Origin of the sequence: Streptomyces sp. NBC_00490 (assembly GCF_036013645.1) — a bacterium.
Taxonomy (GTDB): domain Bacteria; phylum Actinomycetota; class Actinomycetes; order Streptomycetales; family Streptomycetaceae; genus Streptomyces; species Streptomyces canus_F.
The window spans coordinates 7,541,873-7,564,000 of sequence record NZ_CP107869.1 but is presented as its reverse complement, the minus strand read 5'-3'; the positions used below and the strand labels follow the sequence as shown (position 1 = coordinate 7,564,000).

Genomic DNA, 22,128 nt, shown 5'->3' with positions numbered 1-22,128 from the left:
TCAGGGGGGTGGTACCAGCGCCGACACGGGCTCCCGGCCGGATCGCCCCACCCCCGGATCAAGTACTCACGCCTCTTGGCGAGTTGGCGTCGCACAACGTGCCGCTCACGCTGTCGGCGAGCGGTAGTTCCAGGGTGAATTCCGTGCGGCCAGGTTCGCTTCGCACCCCGATGTGCCCGCCGTGGGCCCCGGTGATCGCGGCGACGATGGCGAGGCCCAGCCCGGATCCGCCCGCCAGGCCTCCGGCGCGGGTGCGGGAGACGTCGGCGCGGGTGAAGCGTTCGAACACCGTCGGCAGGAGGGCGGGCGGGATGCCGGGGCCGTCGTCACGGACGCGTACGACGCAGGTGGCGTCCCGTGTCTCCACCGTGGCCACGACAGTTGTCCCCGCCGGCGTGTGCACCCGCGCGTTGCCCAGCAGATTGGCGACCACCTGATGGAGCCGGGCCCCGTCGCCGATGACCAGCGCAGGTGCGTCGAGGCGCAGTTCCAGCTGCCAGTCGTGGTCGTCGCCCGCGGCGCGCGCGTCCCAGACCGCTTCGGCGACCAGGGCCGCCATGTCGACCTCGTCCGACTGCAGGGGGCGGCCCTCGTCCAGTCGGGCCAGCAGGAGCAGGTCCTCGACGAGGCCCGTCATCCGCGCCGACTCGGCGGAGACCCGGCGCCAGGCCAGTACCGGTTCGATCCGGTCCGTGCCGCGGTTCATCAGTTCCGCGTAGCCCGCGATGGAGGCGAGCGGCGTACGCAGCTCATGGCTGGCGTCGGAGAGGAAGCGGCGCATGCGTTCCTCGGTGCGCCGGCGCTGCGAGAGCGAGGACTCCACGTGGTCGATCATCCGGTTCAGCGCGGCGCCCACCTGGCCCGCCTCGCTGCCGGGGTCGGTGTCCGAGGCCGGGACCCGGGTGAGGGCGGTGACCTCGCCGCGGTCCAGGGGTGCGCGGGAGACCTCGACCGCGGTGGCGGCGACCCGGCCGAGGGGGCGCAGCTGACGGCGGATCACCACGGTGCAGACGCAGCCCGCCACGGTGAGGCCCGCCGCCGCCACGACCGCTTCGACGGCGACCAGGCCGTTGATCAGCTGCCGGACGTCGTCCATGGGGAGGCCGACGAGGACCCGCACTCCGTCGCTGCCGGCCGCGGTGATCCGGTAGGTCCCGAGGCCCGGCACCGTCGCGGTGTGTGTCGAGCCGTCCGTCGCGATGCCGTCGAGGGCGGTGCGCTGGGTGTCGGTCAGGGCCGTCGGCACGGCGTCCTGGCCGACCACCTCGGCGCTGAGGAGGCCGCCTTCGTCGTCGAGGCGGGCGGCGAGCATGCCGGCCGGGTGGCCGCTCTCCATGAGGAAGGCGAGGCTGTTCTCCTGCTCGGGGCGGAGCCGGGCGCCGCCGAGGCTGCGCTGGGCGGCGTTGTCGACGCGGTCGTCCAGGTTGCCCAGCAGATAGGCGCGTTGGACGAGGACCGTGGTCAGCGCCATCGCCGCGCAGACGACGGCCAGGGTGACGCCGATGAAGACGAGCAGGCGGGTGCGCAGGGAGCGCAGGCGTCGGCGGGCGGTCATCTGCCGTCCTCCTCCGAGCGGATGGCGTAGCCGAGGCCGCGCACGGTGTGGATCATCGGCGTCCGGCCCTTGTCGATCTTCCGGCGGAGGTTGGAGATGTAGACCTCGACGAGGTTGCCGCCGCCGTCGAAGGAGGTGCTCCAGACGTGGCCGAGGATCTGTGCCTTGCTGAGCACCTGGCGCGGGTGGTCCAGCATCAGGCTGAGCAGGTCGAACTCTTTGGCGGTGAGCCGGACCGGGGTCCCCGCGCGGTGCACCTCGCGGGTCTCCGCGGTCAGCACGAGGTCGCCGAGGACGCGTACGGACTCGTCGGCGCGGGCGTGTTCGGCCCCGGCCCGGCGCAGCAGGGCGCGCAGTCGCAGCACGACCTCCTCCAGGGAGAAGGGCTTGGTGACGTAGTCGTCGGCGCCCGCCTCCAGGCCGTCGAGCCGGTGTTCCAGGGCGTCGCGGGCGGTGAGCATGAGGACGGGCAGCTTCGGGGTCTCGTAGCGCAGCCGGCGCAGCACCTGGAGGCCGTCCAGGTCGGGCAGCATCCCGTCCAGGACGACGGCGTGCGGGGCGCAGCCGCGTGCGGTCCGCAGCGCGCTCTGTCCGTCCAGGGCCGGATAGGCGCGCCAGCCCGCCTCCTCGACGGCCACGGAGAGCACGTCGGTGAGTGCGGGCTCGTCGTCGACGATGAGCACGCGGACGCGGCCGTTTCGGTACCCAGCGCTGCCAGTCATGTCCCGATCCTGTCCCCGTGGGCTGGCGGAATCCTGTGTTCAGCCTGTGGGTCGGTGATGACCTGGAGGTCCGTGCGCGGGTACGGCGGAGGGCCGCACCCCCGGTGACAGGGATGCGGCCCTCGACGGCCTTCGGCCGGCCTGCCGGTCCGCTTACTGGCGGATCAGCGAGCGCAGCACGTACTGCATGATGCCGCCGTTGCGGTAGTAGTCGGCCTCACCGGGGGTGTCGATGCGGACGACCGCGTCGAACTCGACGCCCGTGTCGGTGGTGACCTTCACCGTGCGCGGCGTGGTGCCGTTGTTGAGCTCCTCGACACCGGTGAAGTCGAAGGTCTCCTCGCCGGTCAGGCCGAGGGTCTCGGCGTTCTGGCCCTCCGGGTACTGGAGCGGCAGGACGCCCATGCCGATGAGGTTCGAGCGGTGGATGCGCTCGTACGACTCGGTGATGACGGCCTTGACGCCGAGGAGCGCGGTGCCCTTGGCGGCCCAGTCGCGGGACGAGCCGGAGCCGTACTCCTTGCCGCCCAGGATGACCAGCGGGATGCCCTGCTCGATGTAGTTGCGCGAGGCGTCGTAGATGAACGACACCGGCGCGTCGGCCTGGGTGAAGTCGCGGGTGTAGCCGCCCTCGGTGCCCGGCGCGATCTGGTTGCGCAGGCGGATGTTCGCGAACGTGCCGCGGATCATGACCTCGTGGTTGCCTCGGCGGGCGCCGTAGGAGTTGAAGTCACGACGCTCCACACCGTGCTCGGTGAGGTACTTGCCGGCCGGGGTGTCGGCCTTGATGGCACCGGCGGGCGAGATGTGGTCGGTGGTGACCGAGTCGCCGAGCTTGGCCAGGACGCGGGCGCCGGAGATGTCGGAGACCGGGGTGGTCTCCATCGTCATGCCGTCGAAGTACGGGGGCTTGCGGACGTAGGTCGACTGCGGGTCCCACTCGAAGGTGTCGCCGGTCGGGATCGACAGCGCCTGCCACTGGGCGTCGCCCGCGAAGACGTCCTGGTAGGACTTGTTGAACATGTCCTCGCCGATGGCGTTCGCCACCACGTCGTTGACCTCGGCCTCGGTCGGCCAGATGTCGGTCAGGTAGACGGGCTTGCCGTCCTGGTCGACACCGAGGGCGTCCTTGGTGATGTCCACCTTCATGGAGCCCGCGAGGGCGTACGCGACGACCAGCGGCGGGGAGGCCAGGTAGTTCATCTTGACGTCGGGGTTGATACGGCCCTCGAAGTTCCGGTTGCCGGAGAGGACCGAGGTGACCGCGAGGTCGTGGTCGTTGACGGCCTTGGAGACCTCCTCCGGCAGCGGGCCGGAGTTGCCGATGCAGGTGGTGCAGCCGTAGCCGACGAGGTTGAAGCCGACCTTGTCGAGGTAGGGGGTGAGCCCCGCCTTGTCGAAGTAGTCGGTGACGACCTTGGAGCCGGGCGCGAGGGTGGTCTTGACCCACGGCTTGCGGGTCAGGCCCTTCTCCACGGCCTTCTTCGCGACGAGCGCGGCGGCGACCATGACGTACGGGTTCGAGGTGTTGGTGCAAGAGGTGATGGCCGCGACCGTCACCGCACCGTGGTCGATCTCGTAGGTCGAGCCGTCGGGGGCGGTGACGGTGACCGGGCTGGTCGGTACGCCGTTGACGGCAGCCGGGGCGTCGGAGGCCGGGAAGGACTCCATGCCCGCCTCGTCCACGCTGTCGACGTAGTTGCGGACGTCCTGCTTGAACTGCTCGGCGGCGTTCGCGAGGACGATACGGTCCTGCGGGCGCTTGGGGCCGGCGATGGAGGGGACGACCGTCGAGAGGTCGAGCTCCAGCTTCTCGGAGAAGTCCGGCTCGGCCTGCGGGTCCAGCCAGAGGCCCTGCTCCTTGGCGTACGCCTCGACGAGCGCGAGCTGCTGCGGGGAGCGGCCGGTGAGCTTGAGGTACTTGATGGTCTCGCCGTCGATCGGGAAGACCGCGGCGGTGGAACCGAACTCCGGCGACATGTTGCCGATGGTGGCGCGGTTCGCGAGGGAGGTCGCGGCGACGCCCTCGCCGTAGAACTCGACGAACTTGCCGACCACACCGTGCTTGCGGAGCATCTCGGTGATGGTGAGCACGAGGTCGGTGGCGGTGGTGCCGGGGGTGAGCTCACCGGTCAGCTTGAAGCCGACGACGCGCGGGATGAGCATCGAGACCGGCTGGCCGAGCATCGCGGCCTCGGCCTCGATGCCGCCGACGCCCCAGCCGAGCACACCGAGGCCGTTGACCATGGTGGTGTGCGAGTCGGTGCCGACGAGGGTGTCGGGGTACGCCTGGCCGTTGCGGACCATGACCGTGCGGGCCAGGTGCTCGATGTTGACCTGGTGGACGATGCCGGTGCCCGGGGGGACGACCTTGAAGTCGTCGAAGGCGGTCTGGCCCCAGCGCAGGAACTGGTAGCGCTCCTTGTTGCGGCCGTACTCCAGGTCGACGTTCTGCTTGAAGGCGTCGTTGGTGCCGAACTTGTCGGCGATGACGGAGTGGTCGATGACCATCTCGGCCGGGGAGAGCGGGTTGACCTTGGCCGGGTCGCCGCCGAGCGCCTTGACGGCCTCGCGCATGGTGGCGAGGTCCACGACACAGGGCACGCCGGTGAAGTCCTGCATGATCACGCGGGCGGGCGTGAACTGGATCTCCTGCGACGGCTGGGCCTGGGAGTCCCAGTTGCCGAGGGCGCGGATGTGGTCGGCGGTGATGTTCGCGCCGTCCTCGGTACGGAGCAGGTTCTCGAGCAGAACCTTGAGGCTGTACGGAAGGCGAGCCGAGCCTTCCACCTGGTCCAGCCGGAAGATCTCGTACGACTCGTCGCCCACGCTCAGCGTGGCACGGGCGTCGAAGCTGTTCGCCGACACGACAGTCTCCTTCATTGATGTGCGCGTACTCACCACGATCCTGCCGCCACGGCATCTTGGCCGATCCGCTAAGGTCAGGCTAAGTTAGGTAACCCTTACCGCTGGAGCGGCGATGCGGGCGGCTGCGGTGCGCCTTGGGCAGATATCTCGATGTCGAGATAACTCTAGTACACGGGCGCGGGATGGTCATGCCCCGCCTCCGTTTGTGATGTCCCCCACGGCTAGGGTCACTGGGTGATTATCCGGCCGAACCCGGCCTTCGGCGCGGGCAGGACCCTCACGACCGCGGGCGCCGCGTGAACGGGCCCGACTTCTTCTGGGACGAGGACGCATTCGCCTGGACGGCACCCATCACCCTGCCGCCGGGCACCTGGGCCGCCGCCACAGCCGCGCCCGTCCCCCTGTATTACGCCCCCGAGGGCCGCGAGGACCACCCCCTGGACCACGCCGAGCTCGCGTCGGCGACCTGGGCGGCCGAACACCTCCCCGCCCTGCTGACCGCCGCCCGGCGCACGGTCCACGCCCATGCCGTCCGCACGCTCGAGCCGCAGGACCTGGCGGCCGCCTCCGCGCTCGACGACGTCGTGCGCGTCAGCGCCGTGTACGTCCACCAGGTCGCGCGTGACCGCATCCCCTACATCGGCATCGAGTTCTCGTGCCCGTGGGACGCGGAGCACGACCTGGGGGTGCTGCTGCACGGCACCCGCGTCGTCGACATCGGCGGCGCCGACACCGCGTTCCTCCTCCGGATCGCCGAACGGGACGCCGCGAACCCCCGCACCGGCCTGGACGAAGCGCTGCTCGGCCACTGGGACACCTCCCCCTTCGCGTACGGCGTGATGGAGACGTCCGAGTTCGAGCTGCGCGCCGACGGGACGGGGTGGAGCCTGCTCGCCCATCCCGCCGGGGAGCACGTCACCCGGCTCACCTGGCGGTGCCCGGACGCGGGAGTGCTGGAGTTGCGGGACGAGGACGGTCTCGTGTCACGGCACCGGTACGCCGTCACCACGGCACCGGTGACCTCGGTCAGCTTCGAAGAGCCCGTCGAGTTCGGCCATCAGTTCGCCAAGTCGGGGTAACCGAGGGGTATTCCGCGATTCAGACGGGAGACACAGATGCCCCTCACGTTCCGCAAGAGCTTCCGGATCCTTCCCGGCGTACGACTCAACATCAACCGGCGCTCCTGGTCCATCACCACCGGCGGCGGCAGCCACGGCCCGAAGCACACCCACAGCAGCACGGGACGTCGTACGACATCGGTTGATTTGCCCGGACCTTTCGGATGGCGCCGCACCCGCAAGGCCGGGCGGCATTGACGCACCATCAGATCCGTCACCCGGACGGACCCCCTCGGAATGCGCCATCTCATATCTGAGATAGCCTCGCCCCATGGCAGACGATTACCTCGTACGCATCGGCAAGCTCATCCGTGACGCCCGGCAACACCGGGGCTGGACACAGTCGCAGCTGGCAGAAGCTCTCGGTACCAGTCAGAGCGCTGTGAACCGCATCGAGCGTGGCAACCAGAACATCAGCCTTGAGATGATCGCTCGGATCGGTGAGGCCCTGGAGAGCGAGATCGTCTCCCTGGGCTACGCGGGGCCGATGCATCTGCGGGTCGTCGGCGGCCGCCGGCTCTCCGGCGCCATCGACGTCAAGACGAGCAAGAACGCGTGCGTGGCACTGCTGTGCGCCTCGCTGCTCAACAAGGGGCGCACGGTGCTGCGTCGCGTCGCCCGCATCGAGGAGGTCTACCGCCTTCTGGAGGTGCTCAACTCCATCGGGGTGCGCACCCGCTGGATCAACGAGGGCGTCGACCTGGAGATCGTGCCGCCCGCCGAGCTGGACATGGGCGCCATCGACGCGGACGCGGCCCGCCGCACCCGCTCGATCATCATGTTCCTCGGCCCGCTGCTGCACCGCATGGACAACTTCAAGCTGCCGTACGCCGGTGGCTGCGACCTCGGTACGAGGACCATCGAGCCGCACATGATCGCGCTGCGCCGGTTCGGTCTCGACATCGCCGCGACCGAGGGCCTGTACCACGCACAGGTGGACCACTCGATCTCCCCCGACCGCCCCATCGTGCTCACCGAGCGCGGCGACACCGTGACCGAGAACGCGCTGCTGGCCGCCGCCCGCCACGACGGCGTCACCGTCATCCGCAACGCGTCCTCCAACTACATGGTCCAGGACCTGTGCTTCTTCCTGGAGGCGCTCGGCGTCAAGGTCGAGGGCATCGGCACCACCACGCTCACCGTGCACGGCATGCCGACCATCGACGTCGACGTGGACTACTCCCCCTCCGAGGACCCGGTCGAGGCGATGAGCCTGCTGGCCGCGGCGGTCGTGACGGAGTCGGAGCTGACCGTGCGCCGGGTGCCGATCGAGTTCCTGGAGATCGAGCTGGCGGTCCTGGAGGAGATGGGCCTCGACCACGACCGTACGCCCGAGTACGTCGCGGACAACGGCCGTACGCGCCTGGTGGACCTCACCGTCCGGCCCTCCAAGCTGGAGGCGCCGATCGACAAGATCCACCCGATGCCGTTCCCGGGACTGAACATCGACAACGTCCCGTTCTTCGCGGCCATCGCGGCCTCCGCGCAGGGCAAGACGCTGATCCACGACTGGGTCTACGACAACCGCGCGATCTATCTCACCGACCTCAACCGCCTCGGCGGCCGCCTCCAGTTGCTGGACCCGCACCGCGTCCTGGTCGAGGGCCCGACCCGCTGGCGCGCCGCCGAGATGATGTGCCCGCCGGCCCTGCGGCCCGCCGTGGTCGTGCTGCTGGCGATGATGGCCGCGGAGGGCACGTCCGTGCTGCGCAACGTGTACGTCATCAACCGCGGTTACGAGGACCTCGCCGAGCGCCTCAACTCGGTCGGCGCGCAGATCGAGATCTTCCGCGACATCTGAGCCCACCGGCACCGACGAAACCACTGAACGGCCCCGCGTGCGGGGCCGTTCTCGTGTCCTGGCCGCCTTCCCCGCCTGCCGGCCCGCGGGCGCCCTGGCGGCGGTCACGCCGGCCGCTCCCTCGCCCCAACTGCGCGTGCCGGCCATCTCGGCCCGGGGCAGGGCCGGGAGGGCCTGCCCCGCCTCACGGCCGACGTACCTGGACCACGGCCGCCGTCTCGACGGCCCACGGTCAGCCCTGCGTCAGCGTGACGTCCTGTTGCCGGGACGCGTGGAAGCGGGGCAGGGGCAGGCCGCCCTGCGGGGCGAGTTCCATGACGGTGGCCTCGACGTGGGCCGTGCCCGGCTCGAGCGCTCCGGGCGAGGGCTTGCCCGTGTTCTGCCAGCGGTGCTCGACGCCGTCGCAGACGGCCTGGGTGCCGCCGATGCCGTGGCGGACGGACGGGGACTTCTGCCCCACGGAGGAGCTCACGAAGACCGGGCCCGAGTTGCCGAGACAGCGGTAGGTGCCGGAGAGGGTGACCGTGCCGTCGGCGGCGATGCTGCCGGCCGGGTCGACGGTGACCGTCTCGTAGGGGTCGGCGGTGGCGGTGGGGGCAGCGGCCAGAAGGAGCAGCGCGGCGAGGACGAGGGCGGGGCGTACGGGCATGGGGATGCCTTCCGAATGAGCGGAACAGGATCCCCCACTCGTACCGGTCAGGCGCCCGGAAGAGGGTGATCGTCACTCCTTCGGTGGCGAGTCCGCGGCGGTCTTCGTGGATCGGTCCTGGTGTTGTCCGCGTGTTGTCACGGTTGGCGTCAGGCCGTTCCGATGAGTCCCCGGCGGGAGCATGGTCTGTCCATAGGGACGACCGTACGGATCGTCCTCCGACGTGGAGGTGCGACATGTGTTCCCACCAGACTTCGTGCCCTTCCTTCGACACCGCCGCGTCGCACGTCGTGGCCGCCCATCCCGAGCAGGGGTGGAGCCTGTTGTGCGACGGGGCGATCGTCTTCGACGACACCGGTGAGCTGCGGCCGGACGGAAGTGCCGTGGGGCCGGTCGAGCGACTGGCCATGGCGGCCTGATTCCCGGGACCTAGGGCAGGACCGCGAAGCCGTCCAGTTCCACCAGCGCCTCCTCGTCCCACAGGCGTACGACCTGGACGACGGCCATCGCGGGATAGTTCCGGCCCGCCAACCTCCGCCAGACACCCCCGAGTTCGGCGGCTCGGGTGCGGTAGTCGGCGACATCCGTGGCGTAGACGGTGACGCGGGCGAGGTCGGCGGGGGTGCCGCCGGCCGCTGTCAACGCTCCCAGCAGATTGGTGAGCGCCCTCTCGAACTGCTCCACGAGCCCCTCCCCCACGACTTTCCCGTCGGTGTCGAGGGCGGTCTGGCCGGCCAGGAAGACCACGCGGGTGCCGGTGGCGACGACGGCGTGGGAGAAGCCGGCGGGCGGGGAGAGCTGGGGCGGGTTCACGCGCTCGGTGCTCACCGGAGTGCCTCCGTCTCCACGGCCGGCTCCTTGCACGACTCCTTGTACAACTCCTTGGCGATGATGCCGCGTTGGACCTCACTCGCGCCCTCGTAGATGCGTGGGGCGCGCACCTCTCGGTAGAGGTGTTCGAGGAGGTGGCCGCGTTGCAGGGCGCGGGCGCCGTGCAGTTGGACGGCGGCGTCGACGACGTACTGCGCGGTCTCGGTGGCGAGCAGCTTCGCCATCGCGGCGCGCTTGGGGACGTCGGGGGCGTCCTCGTCGTACGCCGTCGCCGCCGCGTACACCATCAGGCGGGCCGCGTCGGTGCGCAGGGCGAGCTCGGCGACCCGGTGGGCGACCGTCTGGAGGTCCTTCAACTTGCCGCCGAACGCGTCCCGTTGCGCGGTGTGGGCGAGGGTCGCGTCCAGGGCCGCCTGCGCCATGCCGACCGCGAAGGCGCCGACGCTGGGGCGGAACAGGTTGAGGGTGCCCATCGCCACGCGGAAGCCGCGGTCGGGCTCGCCGAGGACGTCGTCGGCGGTGACCGGTACGGCGTCGAAGGCGAGGGCGCCGATGGGGTGCGGGGAGAGCATGTCGAGGGCGGTGCCGGTGAGTCCGGGACGGTCGGCGGGGACGAGGAAGGCGGTCACACCGCGGGCTCCGGCACCGGGGGTGGTGCGGGCGAAGACGGTGTAGAAGTCGGCCTCGGGCGCGTTGGAGATCCAGCACTTCTCACCGGTGAGACGCCAGCGGGAGCAACCGTCGGACTCGGCGCCCAGTGCTCCCCCTTCCGGCTCGGCACCGAGAGCCGCCTCGACGCCGGGGGCGTCCGGGGGCGGCCACGCACCGGGGACATCCACGCGCGGGCCGCCTTCGGGGACCTTTCCGAGCGCTTCACCACGGCAGGCGTCCGCGCGTGCCTCGGCGGCGGGGGTGTCCCGATGTGTCCCGGCGCCCGCGGAATCCACCCAGCGGCCGCCCGCCACGACATCCGAGCCCGACTCCCCACCGGAACCCCCCGCGGGCAGCCCCTCACCGAGAGGCCTCGCGCGCGTCTCGCCGGCAGAAGCGCCCGCACGCCGCACGCCGTCGCCAAGGGCACTCACGCCCGCCCCGCCGTCAGGCGCCCCGTCCCGTTCCGCTCGCAGCGCCAGCGCCGCCGCGTCCGAGCCGGCGCCCGGCTCGCTCAGCGCGAACGCGGCCACCGCGCGGCCCTCGCTCACCGGGGTCAGCCAGCGTTCCCGTTGCGCCGGTGTCCCGTACGCGTGCACGGGATGGGCGCCCAGCCCCTGTAGCGCGAGCGCGGTCTCCGCCTCGGTGCAGGCATAGGCGAGGGACTCCCGCATCAGGCACAGGTCGAGCGCACCGGCGGTGAACAGCCGCCGCAACAGGCCCAGTTGGCCGAGTTCGGCGACCAGCGGCCGGTTCACGTGCCCCGGCTCGCCCTTCTCCGCCAGCGGGCGCAGCCGCTCCGCGGCCATGGCCCGCAGCTCCGCACACCAGGCGGTTTGTACCGGATCGAGCGAGAATGCGGGCATTGCCGGTCCCCTCTCTCCACTGGACCCTTCGACGATATCGCGTTCCATTGACTGTCGTCACCAAGGCGATACGCTCGTTGCGCGAGCGCACTCACCACGCCCACAAGGCAGCCATCAGGCAGGGGGCGAACCGCCATGAACCTCTCGGCGCACGTCGACACCTTCGCGCGCGACCATCTCCCGCCCCCGGACCAGTGGCCCGAACTCCATTTCGATCTGCCGGAGCTGCGGTACCCCGATCGGCTGAACTGTGCGGCCGAGCTGCTGACCGGCCCGCCCGACGACAACCCGGTGTTCCACAGCCCCACCGAGGACACGTGGACGTACGGCACCCTGCGCGCCCGCGTCGACCGGCTCGCGCACCTCCTCACCGGGGAGCTCGGCGTCGTACCCGGCAATCGTGTGCTCCTGCGCGGACCGACCTCGCCCTGGCTCGCGGCCTGCTGGCTGGCGGTGCTGAAGGCGGGCGCGGTCGCGGTGACCGTGCTGGCGCAGCAGCGGCCGCACGAGCTGGCGACCATGTGTGAGATCGCGCAGGTCAGGCACGCGCTGTGCGACATCCGGGCGGTCGACGACCTCGCGAAGGCCGAGATACCGGGGCTCAGGATCACGGCCTACGGCGGTGACGCGCCCGACGACTTGCTGAACCGGACGGCGCCGGACACGCCGTACCCCGCCGTGGAGACCGCCGCCGACGACGTGGCGCTGATCGCCTTCACCTCCGGCACCACCGGGCGCCCCAAAGGGTGCATGCACTTCCACCGGGACGTGCTCGCGATAGCCGACACCTTCTCGCGGCATGTGCTGCGCCCACAGGCGGATGACGTTTTCGCGGGCAGTCCCCCGCTCGGGTTCACTTTCGGCCTCGGCGGGCTCGTCGTCTTCCCGATGCGGGCCGGTGCCAGCGCGCTGCTGCTCGAACAGGCCGGTCCCAGGCAGCTGTTGCCCGCGATCGCCGAACACCGGGTCTCCGTCGTGTTCACCGCGCCGACCGCGTACCGCGCGATGCTCGACGAGCTGGACGCGTACGACACCACCTCCCTGCGCCGCTGTGTCTCCGCGGGCGAGAACCTTCCCGCGGCCACCTGGCGGGCCTGGCACGAGCGGACGGGGCTGCGGATCATCAACGGCATCGGCGCGACCGAGCTGCTGCACATCTTCATCTCGGCCGCCGACGAGCAGATCAGGCCGGGGACCACCGGGGTGCCCGTACCGGGCTGGCACGCGCGCGTGGTCGACGAGGACGGCCGGGACAGGCCCGACGGGGAGCCCGGGCTGCTCGCCGTGCGCGGGCCCGTCGGCTGCCGCTATCTCGCCGATCCGCGGCAGCGGGAGTACGTGCGCGGCGGCTGGAACATCACCGGGGACACCTACGTCCGGGAGAGCGACGGCTACTTCCGCTATGTCGCCCGCGCGGACGACATGATCATCTCGGCCGGGTACAACATCGCGGGCCCCGAGGTCGAGGACGCGCTGCTGCGCCACCCCGACGTCGTGGAGGCCGCGGTCGTGGGGCGGGCGGACGAGGCGCGCGGGCAGGTCGTGGTGGCGTACGCCGTGGTCAAGGAGGGCGCCGAGCGGGACGCCGAGGCGCTGCGCGCGTTCGTGAAGGCGGAGTTGGCGCCGTACAAGTGTCCCCGCGAGATCGTCTTCCTGGACGCGCTGCCCCGCACGGCGACCGGCAAGCTCCAGAGGTTCAGGTTGCGCACCGGGGGTGACCAGCAGTGATGCCGACGACCTAAGATGATCAACGTGTCCGACCAGCATGCACCACGGTCTCTCATCGTCACGCTCTACGGCGCCTACGGCCGCTTCGTGCCCGGCCCGGTACCGGTCGCCGAGCTCATCCGGCTGCTCGCGGCGGTGGGCGTGGACGCCCCCTCGGTACGTTCGTCCGTGTCCAGACTCAAACGGCGCGGGCTGCTCGTGCCGGCCCGTACGGCGCAGGGCGCGGCGGGGTACGAACTGTCGCCGGACGCCCGCCAGTTGATGGAGGACGGCGACCGGCGCATCTACGCCGTCGAACCGCCTGAGGACGAGGGCTGGGTGCTGGCCGTGTTCTCCGTGCCGGAGTCGGAGCGGCAGAAGCGGCATGTGCTGCGCTCACGGCTGGCCGGTCTCGGCTTCGGCACCGCGGCACCGGGCGTCTGGATCGCGCCCGCGCGGCTGTACGAGGAGGCCCGGCACGTGCTCCAGCGGCTCCGCCTCGACCCGTACGTCGACTTCTTCCGCGGCGAACACCTCGGCTACGCCCCGACCGCCGAGTCCGTGGCCCGTTGGTGGGATCTCGCGGCGATCGCCAAGGAGCACGAGGACTTCCTCAACCGTCACGCGCGCGTGCTGCGGGACTGGGAGCAGCGCGAGGACACTCCGCCCGAGGAGGCCTACCGCGACTATCTCCTCGCCCTGGACTCCTGGCGCCACCTCCCCTACGCCGATCCCGGACTGCCCGCCCGGCTGCTCCCGGAGGACTGGCCGGGCAGCCACTCGGCGGCGGTGTTCCGGGGACTGCACCGGCGACTGCGGGACGCGGGGGCCGACTTCGCCGGGGTGTGACCTCACAGGGCTCAGGGAGCCACGGTGTGGCTCACCGGGCTGTCTGGCGCGGGCAGGACGACCATCGTCCGGAGATCCTCGACGGCGACGAGATACGCCGTTTCCTCTCCGCGGGCCTGGGCTTCTCCCGCGCCAAGGGCCTGTACGCCAGCCAGGCGGCGGGCGCGCTGTACGCGGTGCCGGCGGAGCGGGGGGCTGGTGTGAGTACCGCGACCACCGAGAAGGACTTCGCCCTCTCCTGGGTCCTCAAGTCCCCAGTGTCAGGCGGGGCTTGGGGGCGTCCGTGCGTCCCGTCTGCGGGCGCCGGCTGCCTGCCCGGTACGGGGCCGGCCAGTCGACGCCGGGCCCTTCGTACCCCTGCTCGGCGGCGGCGTGCAGCGTCCAGTGCGGGTCGTAGAGGTGCGGGCGGGCGAGGGCGCACAGATCCGTACGCCCGGCCAGGATCAGGGAGTTGACGTCGTCCCAGGAGGAGATCGCGCCGACCGCGATCACCGGGACGCCGGTCTCATGGCGGATACGGTCCGCGAAGGGCGTCTGGTACGACCGCCCGTACGCGGGCCGTTCGTCCGCGACCACCTGCCCGGTCGACACGTCGACCGCGTCGACGCCGTGCGCGGCGAAGGCGCGGGCGATCTCGACGGCGTCCTCGGCGGACGTACCGCCCTGTGCCCAGTCGGTGGCGGAGATCCGGACCGTCATGGGCCGTTCCTCAGGCCACACGCCCCTTATGGCGTCGAAGACTTCGAGGGGGAACCGGAGCCGCTTCGCGAGGGTGCCGCCGTAGGCGTCGGTGCGGCGGTTGGTGAGCGGGGAGAGGAATCCGGACAGCAGATAGCCGTGCGCGCAGTGCAGTTCGAGCAGGTCGAAACCGGCCCGGGCGGCTCGCCAGGCGGCGGCGGTGAACTGTTCGCGCAGGTCGGTGAGTTGGGCCCGGGTGAGCTCGTGCGGGGTCTGGTTGCCGGGCCCGTACGGGATCGGGGAGGCGGCCACGACGGGCCAGTTGCCGTCGGGCAGCGGCTCGTCGATGCCCTCCCACATCAGCTTGGTCGAGCCCTTGCGACCGCTGTGACCGAGCTGGACGCCGATCGCGGTGTCGGGCGCCTGGGCGTGCACGAAGTCGGTGATCCGTTTCCAGGCCTCGACCTGCTTGCCGGTGTAGAGGCCGGTGCAGCCGGGAGTGATACGGCCCTCCGCGCTGACACACACCATCTCGGTCATCACCAGCCCCGCGCCGCCGAGCGCCCTCGCCCCCAGGTGGACGAGGTGGAAGTCGCCGGGGAGGCCGTCGGTCGCCGAGTACATGTCCATGGGCGACACCACGACCCGGTTGCGCAGGGTCAGGCCGCGCAGCCGGAACGGGGTGAACATCGGGGGCGTACCGGGCGGGCAGCCGAACTCGCGCTCCACGGCTCCGGTGAAGCGGGCGTCGCGCAGCCGCAGGTTGTCGTGGGTGACCCGGCGGCTGCGGGTGAGCAGGTTGAAGGCGAACTGGCGGGGCGGCTGGTCGAGATAGCGTCCGAGGTTCTCGAACCACTCCAGGCTGGCGCGGGCGGCACGCTGTGTGGAGGCGACGACGGGTTTGCGTTCCGTCTCGTAGGCGGTCAACGCCTGCTCCAGTGACGGCTGCTCCTCCAGGCAGGCGGCCAGGGCGAGAGCGTCCTCCACCGCGAGCTTGGTGCCCGAGCCGATCGAGAAGTGCGCGGTGTGGGCGGCGTCGCCGAGGAGGACGGTGTTGCCGTGGGACCAGTGGTCGTTGACGACCGTACGGAAGGTGGTCCACGCGGACTTGTTGGAGCGCAGCGGCCTGCCGCCGAGCGCGTCCGCGAAGATCTTGGCGCAGCGTTCGACCGACTCCTGTTCGCCCAGGTCCGCGAAACCGGCCGCCTGCCAGACCTCCTCACGCATCTCGATGATCACCGTCGAGGCGTCTGCCGCGTACGGGTAGCCGTGCAGTTGCATCACGCCGTGTTCCGTCTCGGCGATCTCGAAGCGGAAGGCGTCGAAGGCGAAGTCGGCGGCGAGCCAGATGTAGCGGCAGTGGTGGGTGGTCACCTGCGGGCGGAACGCGTGGGCGTGGGTCTCGCGGGTGGTGCTGTTGACTCCGTCGGCGGCGATGACGAGGTCGTGGGTGGTCGCGAGGTCGGGTGGGGCCTCGGTGCGGAAGCGGAGGTCGACGCCGAGGTCGTGGCAGCGGGTGTGCAGGATGTCGAGGAGGCGTTTTCTGCCGAGGGCGGCGAAGCCGTGGCCGCCGGAGGTGTGGCGGGTGCCGCGGTGGACGATGTCGATGTCGTCCCAGCGGGTGAAGTCCTGTTGCAGGGCTGTGTAGACCTCTGGGTCGGCGTGCTCGATGCCGCCCAGGGTCTCGTCGGAGAGGACTACCCCGAAGCCGAAGGTGTCGTCGGGGGCGTTGCGTTCCCAGACGGTGATTTCGCGGGCCGGGTCGAGGCGTTTCAGCAGCGCCGCCGCGTAGAGGCCGCCGGGGCCGCCGCCGATGATCGCGACGCGTAGGGGGTGGCTGGTCGTCGTCGGCGACTGCGGGCTCGCGGTGGCTGGTCGCGCCCGCGCGGCGGTAGCCGCAGATTCAACACAGCCCCGCGCCCCTGGGCTAGCCACAGTCACCGTCCTTGCCATTTCGGTGGCCTCTTTTCCGTGAACGCCTTGTGGAACTCCGCGTAGTCCTCGCCGTTCATCAGCAAGGCCTGGGTCGACGCGTCGAGTTCCACCGCCGCCGCCAGCGGCATGTCCAGTTCCGCCGTCAGCAGGGCCTTGGTCTGGGCGTACGCCAGTGCTGGGCCGTCGGCCAGGCGGCGGGCCAGGGTCTGGGCGGCCTCGTCCACCGCGCCCTCGTCCGTCAGTTCGCTGATCAGGCCGATGCGCTCGGCCTCGGGGGCCCGCACCGGTTCGCCGAGCATCAGCAGGCGGGTGGCGTGGCCGAGGCCCACCACCCGGGGCAGCAGGTACGCCGCGCCCATGTCGCCGCCGGACAGTCCCACCCGGGTGAAGAGGAAGGCGAACCGGGCCGTGGGGTCCGCCACCCTGAAGTCCGCCGCCAGGGCCAGTACCGCCCCCGCGCCCGCCGCTACGCCGTGCACGGCCGCGATCACCGGGAACGGGCACTCCCGTACCGCCCGCACGACCTGCCCGGTCATCCGGTTGAAGTCGAGGAGCTGGGCCGTGTCCATCGACAGGGTCGCGCCGATGATCTCGTCCACGTCGCCGCCGGAGCAGAAGCCGCGGCCCTCGCCGGCCAGCACCAGGGCGCGTACCGACCGCTCCCGGGACAGCTCGGCGAGCAGGTCGCGCAGGTCGGCGTAGGCGCCGAAGGTGAGCGCGTTGAGTTTGTCGGGGCGGGCGAGGGTCACGGTGGCGACGCCGGAGGCGACCTCCACGCGCAGATGTTCCCAGCGGGTGGTGCGGGCGGCGGAGCCGGTGAAGGGACTCATGCGGTGCGGCCTCCCCAGACGAGGTGCGCTCTACCCTTCGAAGCTATCACCCATCTTTGACTGTCGTCACGAGTGCGCGATAACACCGTACGGATGTGACCTGGACCGGTCACATCTGTCACGGCTCGTCGACAGAGCCGCTACGGCGGGAGCAGCCGTGCGAGGGAGGGCGTTGTGAGGGGTAAGCCGCCCGGTAACGGGGTCGAAGGTCCCGTTCGGTGCCCGTCGGATGCCTCTGCCGGTCGGCGCCGTACCATTCATAAGGTTGAAAGCAGGACAGCCTGCTCATGAACGGAACCGCCTTGCAAGATCGCCCCTCAGCCTCCGCCTCCTGGCGCATCGCGCTGCCGCACTCCGCGGCTGCCGTACCCGTCGCCCGCGCGCTGGTGCGTACGGCGCTGGCCGAGCTGAAGCACGGGGCCGACAGCGACACCGCTGAGCTGCTGACGGCCGAGCTGGTCGCGAACGCCGTGGAGCACACCGCCGGGGACGCCCCGATAGAGCTCGTCGTGGAGCTGCTGCCCAGCGGCTGCCAGGTCGAGGTGCACGACCCGGACCCGGCGCCGCCCGGCAATCTCACCCGTCCCGTGGACACCGAGCCGGACCCCTGGCAGGAGCACGGGCGCGGCCTGCTGCTGATCCGCGCCCTGAGCTCGTCCTGCGGGCACCGCCCGACCGAGTCCGGCAAGGCGGTGTGGTTCAGGCTGCCGGCGGTGCCGCCGCAGTGGCGGCCCGCGTAGCCGTCAGGCCAGCGTCGCGACCAGTACGGCCTTGATCGTGTGCAGGCGGTTCTCCGCCTCGTCGAAGACGACCGAGTGGGCCGACTCGAAGACCTCGTCGGTCACCTCGAGGGAGTCCAGGCCGTGGGAGTCGTATATCTCCTGCCCGACCTTGGTGCCGAGGTCGTGGAAGGCCGGGAGGCAGTGCAGGAACTTGACGTCCGGGTTGCCGGTGGCCCGCAGGACGTCCATGGTCACGGCGTACGGCGCGAGGGACGTGATCCGCTCGTCCCAGACCTCCTTGGGCTCACCCATGGAGACCCAGACGTCCGTGGCGACGAAGTCGGCGCCCACGACACCCTCGTCCAGGGACTCGGTGAGGGTGATGCGCGCCCCGCTGTCGACGGCGATCCGACGAGCCCGGTCCACGATGCCCTGGGCGGGCCAGTAGGTCTTCGGGGCGACGATCCGGACGTCCATGCCGAGCAGGGCGCCGGTGATCAGGTAGGAGTTGCCCATGTTGAAGCGGGCGTCACCGAGGTAGGCGAAGGCGATCTCCCCGACCGGCTTGCTGGTGTGCTCGGTCATCGTGAGCACGTCGGCGAGCATCTGGGTGGGGTGCCAGTCGTCGGTGAGGCCGTTGTAGACGGGGACGCCGGCGAACGCGGCGAGTGTCTCGACGGTGTCCTGGGCGTCGCCGCGGAACTGGATCGCGTCGAAGAGCCGCCCCAGCACGCGCGCGGTGTCCTTCGTGGACTCCTTCTTGCCGATGTGCGAGCCCGAGGGGTCGATGTACGTCGTGGAGGCGCCCTGGTCGGCCGCCGCGACCTCGAAGGAGCAGCGCGTGCGCGTCGAGGACTTCTCAAAGATCAGCGCGATGTTCTTCCCTCGCAGGTACTGCGTCTCGGTCCCCGCCTTCTTGGCCGCCTTCAGCTCGGCGGCCAGTTCGATCAGACCGAGGAACTCCTGCCCGGTGAAGTCGAGCTCCTTGAGGAAGTGGCGCCCGGCAAGGGCGGTCGGGACGGTCGCCATGGGGGCGCTCCAGGGATACGAGTGACACGGACCTTTGGAAGTCTATACGACACTCGGCATTTCTATGCGATGCCCTGTACGTCTATACGGCCGCCCGTTCGACCGGGCAGCTCATGCAGCGCGGTCCGCCCCTCCCCCGGCCCAGCTCGCTGCCCGGGATCTCGATGACCTCGATGCCCTGCTTGCGCAGATGGGTGTTGGTGGTGGCGTTGCGCTCGTAGGCGACGACGACTCCCGGTTCGACGGCGAGGACGTTGCAGCCGTCGTCCCACTGCTCGCGCGCGGCGGCATGCACGTCCTGGGTCGCGGTCAGCACGCGGATCTCGCTGAGCCCGAGGGCGGCCGCGATCGCGCGGTGCATGTGCTCCGGCGGATGGTCGGTGACCTTGAGCTCCTTGTCGCCGACGCCGGGTTCGATGGTGTACGAGCGGAGCATGCCGAGCCCGGCGTACTGGGTGAAGGTGTCGCCGTCGACCATCGTCATCACGGTGTCGAGGTGCATGAAGGCCCGCCGCTTGGGCATGTCGAGCGCCACGATCGTCTGCGCGGACCCGGCGGCGAACAGCTTGTGCGCGAGCATCTCCACGGCCTGGGGCGTGGTCCGCTCGCTCATGCCGATGAGGACGGCGCCGTTGCCGATGACGAGGACGTCCCCGCCCTCGATGGTGGACGGGTAGTCGGCCTGGCCCTCGCTCCACACGCGGAACGTCTCGTCGCGGAAGAGGGGGTGGTGCCGGTAGATCGCCTCGAAGTGGACCGTCTCGCGCTGCCGGGCCGGCCAGCGCATGGCGTTGACGCAGACGCCGTCGTAGATCCAGGCGGAGGTGTCGCGGGTGAAGAGGTGGTTGGGCAGGGGGGCGAGGAGGAAGTCGTCGAGGTCCATCACATGGAAGCGGACGGAGACCGGCTCCTCGTGCGCGTCCAGGAACTCCCTCTTGGTCATGCCGCCGACGAGCGCCTCGGCCAGCTCGGCCGCGGGCAGCGACTCGAAGGCGGCACGGAGGTGGTCCGTGGCCAGGACGCCGTACTCCTTCTCGTCGAAGACCCGGCCCAGGACGAGGGTGCGGGCCTCCGGGATCGCCAGGGCCTCGGTGAGCAGGTCGCCGAAGAGGTGGACGGTGACCCCGCGGTCGCGCAGCACGTCCGCGAAGCCGTCGTGCTCGGCGCGCGCCCGGCGCACCCACAGCACGTCGTCGAAGAGGAGAGCGTCCTTGTTGCCGGGGGTGAGCCTTTTGAGCTCGAGATCCGGCCGGTGCAGGATGACGCGGCGCAGCCGCCCGGCCTCGGAGTCGACATGGAATCCCATGAGTCCATCCTGACCACCGGCGACCGTCTTCACCCCCCGCTTGACCACTTCCCTTTCTCGTCTCCTTGACGACAACCGCCGCGGAGGGTTATCGTCGTCAAGACGAAAAGAGGGTCTCGTGGCAGACATCACCCGGCGCCTGGGCTGGCGCCATCTGCGTGGCGCACCGACCGCGCATGTGCGGCACCACCGCGGCGGAAAGCTCCTGCACGACGGTCCGGGGCTGAGCTTCTGGTTCCGCGCCCTGACCGCGGCGCTCTCCGAAGTACCGGTCGACGACCGGGAGTTGGCGATGACCTTCCACGCCCGCACCGCCGACTTCCAGGACGTGGCGGTGCAGGCGACCGTGACCTACCGGATCAGCGACCCGGCGCTCGCCGCGGCCCGCCTGGACTTCTCGATCGACCCGGACACGGGCGCGTGGCGCGGCACCCCGCTGGAGCAGCTGGGCACGCTGCTCACGGAGACGGCACAGCAGCACGCGCTGGACGTGCTGGCCCGTACGCCGTTGGCGGCGGCGCTGATGGACGGTGTGGCGGCGGTACGGGAGCGGGTGACGGCGGGGCTGGCGACGGAACCGCGGCTGCCGGCCACCGGGATCGAGGTGGTGGCCGTCCGGGTGGTCGCGCTGCGGCCCGAGCCGGAGGTGGAGCGGGCGCTGCGCACCCCGGCCCGCGAGCAGATCCAGCAGGAGGCGGACCGGGCGACGTACGAGCGACGGGCGGTGGCGGTCGAGCGGGAGCGGACGATCGCCGAGAACGAGCTGGCGAGCCAGATCGAACTCGCCCGGCGCGAGGAGCAGTTGGTGGAGCAGCGCGGCACGAACGCCCGGCGGGAGGCGGAGGAGCACGCGGCGGCGGACGCGGTACGGGCCGAGGCGGAGGCGGCACGCTCGGTCAGGCTGGCCCGCGCCGAGGCCGAGGGCGCGCAGACGGTGGGCGCGGCACGGGCCCAGGCGCAGGCTGCGTGGCTCCAGGTGCACACGGAGGTGGACGTGGCCGTCCTGCACGCGCTCACCGCGACCCGGCTGGCGGAGAACTTCCCCCGCATCGACAGCGTGACGGTGTCGCCGGACGTCCTGACCGGGCTGCTGGCCAGGCTGGGCACGCAGGACCGGACGTGAGCCTCGCCCCGCGGGTCGTCCTCGTCCACCGCACCACGGAGTACGAGGAGTTGGTGGCCCACCACGGCACGCACGGCCAGGCCGCGTTCTTCCTCTCCTCCCGGGGCCGGGACATCGAGGAGGTGGCCGAGCGCCACCGCCGTACGCGCCGCGCGCTCGCGGAGGTGACGGCGGCGATCCCCCTGACCTGGCGTCAGTCACGCGTGGAGCGCGGTGACTTGGACCGCTTCCTGTTCGCCCCCGAGGACGTGGTGGTCGTGGTCGGCCAGGACGGGCTGGTGGCGAACGCGGCGAAGTACCTCTCCGGGCAACCGGTGGTGGGCATCGACACCGACCCCGGCCGCAACCCGGGTGTGCTGGTGCGCCACCGCCCCCGGGACGCGGCGAAACTCCTGACGGCCGGCGCCCCTGCCGTCGACGAACTCACCATGGTCGAGGCGGTCGCCGACGACAGCCAGCGCCTGGTCGCCCTCAACGAGATCTACGTGGGCGCCCCGGGCCATCAGACCGCCCGCTACCGCCTGGGCCTCGACGACCACGGGGGTGCCGCCGAGGCCCAGGCCTCCTCCGGAGTGCTGGTGGGCACGGGGACGGGCGCGACGGGGTGGGTGCGGTCGGTGTGGCAGGAACGGGGCAGCGACCTGCCGCTGCCCCGCCCCACCGAGGACCGCCTGCTCTGGTTCGTCCGCGAGGCCTGGCCCTCGCCGGCCACCGGTACGTCACTGGTGGCCGGCGAACTGCCGGCGTCGGCCGCCCTGCACCTCACCGTCGAGTCCGAACGGCTGATCGCGTTCGGGGACGGGATGGAGTCGGACGCCCTGGAGCTGACCTGGGGCCAGAGCGTCCGCGTGGGGGTGTACGCGGAGCGGCTGAGGCTGGTCGGCTGAC

Annotated in this window: 19 protein-coding genes; 9 read left to right on the top strand and 10 right to left on the bottom strand. The window is 71.1% G+C overall.

Annotation, left to right across the window (positions count from 1 at the left end):
• Window positions 1–58 precede the first annotated feature (58 nt).
• The 3 genes from OG381_RS34665 to acnA all read right to left on the bottom strand — a co-directional run bounded on the left by OG381_RS34665 (window position 59) and on the right by acnA (window position 5,145).
• Window positions 59–1,555, bottom strand: a complete 1,497-nt coding sequence (locus OG381_RS34665) for a sensor histidine kinase (RefSeq protein WP_327719935.1) — start codon at window positions 1,553–1,555, stop codon at window positions 59–61.
• Window positions 1,552–2,277 carry a response regulator transcription factor gene (locus OG381_RS34660; protein ID WP_327719934.1) on the bottom strand — a complete coding sequence of 242 codons (726 nt, stop codon included), beginning with the start codon at window positions 2,275–2,277 and terminating at the stop codon, window positions 1,552–1,554. Before OG381_RS34660 ends, OG381_RS34665 begins: the two co-directional genes overlap by 4 nt.
• A gap of 153 nt (window positions 2,278–2,430) precedes the next feature.
• On the bottom strand, window positions 2,431–5,145 hold the full coding sequence (acnA, locus tag OG381_RS34655; RefSeq protein WP_327719933.1) for an aconitate hydratase AcnA: 2,715 nt from the start codon (window positions 5,143–5,145) through the stop codon (window positions 2,431–2,433).
• Between the two features lie 296 nt (window positions 5,146–5,441).
• On the opposite strand from acnA, the gene OG381_RS34650 reads away from it, so the two are divergent.
• The 3 genes from OG381_RS34650 to OG381_RS34640 all read left to right on the top strand — a co-directional run bounded on the left by OG381_RS34650 (window position 5,442) and on the right by OG381_RS34640 (window position 8,064).
• Entirely contained in the window at window positions 5,442–6,224 is a 783-nt protein-coding gene (locus tag OG381_RS34650; protein ID WP_327719932.1) for a DUF6985 domain-containing protein, read from the top strand.
• 36 nt (window positions 6,225–6,260) lie between these two features.
• Window positions 6,261–6,461: a DUF4236 domain-containing protein gene (locus tag OG381_RS34645; protein WP_327719931.1), complete on the top strand. Its 201-nt coding sequence runs from the start codon at window positions 6,261–6,263 to the stop codon at window positions 6,459–6,461.
• Window positions 6,462–6,534: 73 nt separating this feature from the next.
• On the top strand, window positions 6,535–8,064 hold the full coding sequence (locus OG381_RS34640) for a helix-turn-helix domain-containing protein (RefSeq protein WP_266886956.1): 1,530 nt from the start codon (window positions 6,535–6,537) through the stop codon (window positions 8,062–8,064).
• A gap of 232 nt (window positions 8,065–8,296) precedes the next feature.
• On the opposite strand, the gene OG381_RS34635 is transcribed toward OG381_RS34640, so the two are convergent.
• Window positions 8,297–8,713, bottom strand: coding sequence for a DUF6299 family protein (locus tag OG381_RS34635; protein ID WP_327719930.1), 417 nt, complete (start codon window positions 8,711–8,713; stop codon window positions 8,297–8,299).
• A gap of 236 nt (window positions 8,714–8,949) precedes the next feature.
• On the opposite strand from OG381_RS34635, the gene OG381_RS34630 reads away from it, so the two are divergent.
• Window positions 8,950–9,132, top strand: coding sequence for a DUF5999 family protein (locus OG381_RS34630; RefSeq protein ID WP_327719929.1), 183 nt, complete (start codon window positions 8,950–8,952; stop codon window positions 9,130–9,132).
• A gap of 10 nt (window positions 9,133–9,142) precedes the next feature.
• Here OG381_RS34630 and OG381_RS34625 read toward each other — a convergent pair whose 3' ends face one another.
• Both OG381_RS34625 and OG381_RS34620 read right to left on the bottom strand, forming a co-directional pair.
• On the bottom strand, window positions 9,143–9,541 hold the full coding sequence (locus tag OG381_RS34625; RefSeq protein ID WP_327719928.1) for a RidA family protein: 399 nt from the start codon (window positions 9,539–9,541) through the stop codon (window positions 9,143–9,145).
• Window positions 9,538–11,061 (bottom strand): acyl-CoA dehydrogenase family protein, encoded by a 1,524-nt coding sequence (locus OG381_RS34620; RefSeq protein ID WP_327719927.1) that lies wholly within the window; start codon window positions 11,059–11,061, stop codon window positions 9,538–9,540. The genes OG381_RS34625 and OG381_RS34620 overlap by 4 nt, the downstream gene beginning before the upstream one ends.
• Window positions 11,062–11,112: 51 nt before the next feature.
• Between OG381_RS34620 and OG381_RS34615 the strand changes: the two genes are divergently transcribed.
• A complete protein-coding gene (locus OG381_RS34615) occupies window positions 11,113–12,789 on the top strand; it encodes an AMP-binding protein (RefSeq protein ID WP_327722624.1) in 1,677 nt (558 codons plus the stop codon).
• Between the two features lie 15 nt (window positions 12,790–12,804).
• Complete coding sequence (locus tag OG381_RS34610) at window positions 12,805–13,617, top strand: PaaX family transcriptional regulator (RefSeq protein ID WP_327719925.1); 813 nt, start codon at window positions 12,805–12,807, stop codon at window positions 13,615–13,617.
• Between the two features lie 246 nt (window positions 13,618–13,863).
• Here OG381_RS34610 and OG381_RS34600 read toward each other — a convergent pair whose 3' ends face one another.
• Both OG381_RS34600 and OG381_RS34595 read right to left on the bottom strand, forming a co-directional pair.
• Complete coding sequence (locus OG381_RS34600) at window positions 13,864–16,248, bottom strand: bifunctional salicylyl-CoA 5-hydroxylase/oxidoreductase (RefSeq protein ID WP_327719924.1); 2,385 nt, start codon at window positions 16,246–16,248, stop codon at window positions 13,864–13,866.
• Complete coding sequence (locus OG381_RS34595) at window positions 16,233–17,060, bottom strand: enoyl-CoA hydratase family protein (RefSeq protein ID WP_327719923.1); 828 nt, start codon at window positions 17,058–17,060, stop codon at window positions 16,233–16,235. Before OG381_RS34595 ends, OG381_RS34600 begins: the two co-directional genes overlap by 16 nt.
• Window positions 17,061–17,347: 287 nt before the next feature.
• On the opposite strand from OG381_RS34595, the gene OG381_RS34590 reads away from it, so the two are divergent.
• Window positions 17,348–17,800: an ATP-binding protein gene (locus OG381_RS34590; RefSeq protein WP_327719922.1), complete on the top strand. Its 453-nt coding sequence runs from the start codon at window positions 17,348–17,350 to the stop codon at window positions 17,798–17,800.
• A 3-nt stretch (window positions 17,801–17,803) separates the two neighbouring features.
• On the opposite strand, the gene argF is transcribed toward OG381_RS34590, so the two are convergent.
• Entirely contained in the window at window positions 17,804–18,811 is a 1,008-nt protein-coding gene (gene argF / locus OG381_RS34585) for an ornithine carbamoyltransferase (protein ID WP_327719921.1), read from the bottom strand.
• 82 nt (window positions 18,812–18,893) lie between these two features.
• Window positions 18,894–20,117 carry an arginine deiminase gene (locus OG381_RS34580; protein ID WP_327719920.1) on the bottom strand — a complete coding sequence of 408 codons (1,224 nt, stop codon included), beginning with the start codon at window positions 20,115–20,117 and terminating at the stop codon, window positions 18,894–18,896.
• A 118-nt stretch (window positions 20,118–20,235) separates the two neighbouring features.
• Here OG381_RS34580 and OG381_RS34575 point away from each other — a divergent pair, with 118 nt between their 5' ends.
• Together OG381_RS34575 and OG381_RS34570 are read left to right on the top strand one after the other, a co-directional pair.
• The gene (locus tag OG381_RS34575) at window positions 20,236–21,240 is read left to right on the top strand and encodes an SPFH domain-containing protein (protein WP_327719919.1); all 1,005 of its coding nucleotides are present in this window, start codon (window positions 20,236–20,238) and stop codon (window positions 21,238–21,240) included.
• Window positions 21,237–22,127 carry a hypothetical protein gene (locus OG381_RS34570; protein WP_327719918.1) on the top strand — a complete coding sequence of 297 codons (891 nt, stop codon included), beginning with the start codon at window positions 21,237–21,239 and terminating at the stop codon, window positions 22,125–22,127. The genes OG381_RS34575 and OG381_RS34570 overlap by 4 nt, the downstream gene beginning before the upstream one ends.
• Window position 22,128: the final 1 nt, after the last annotated feature.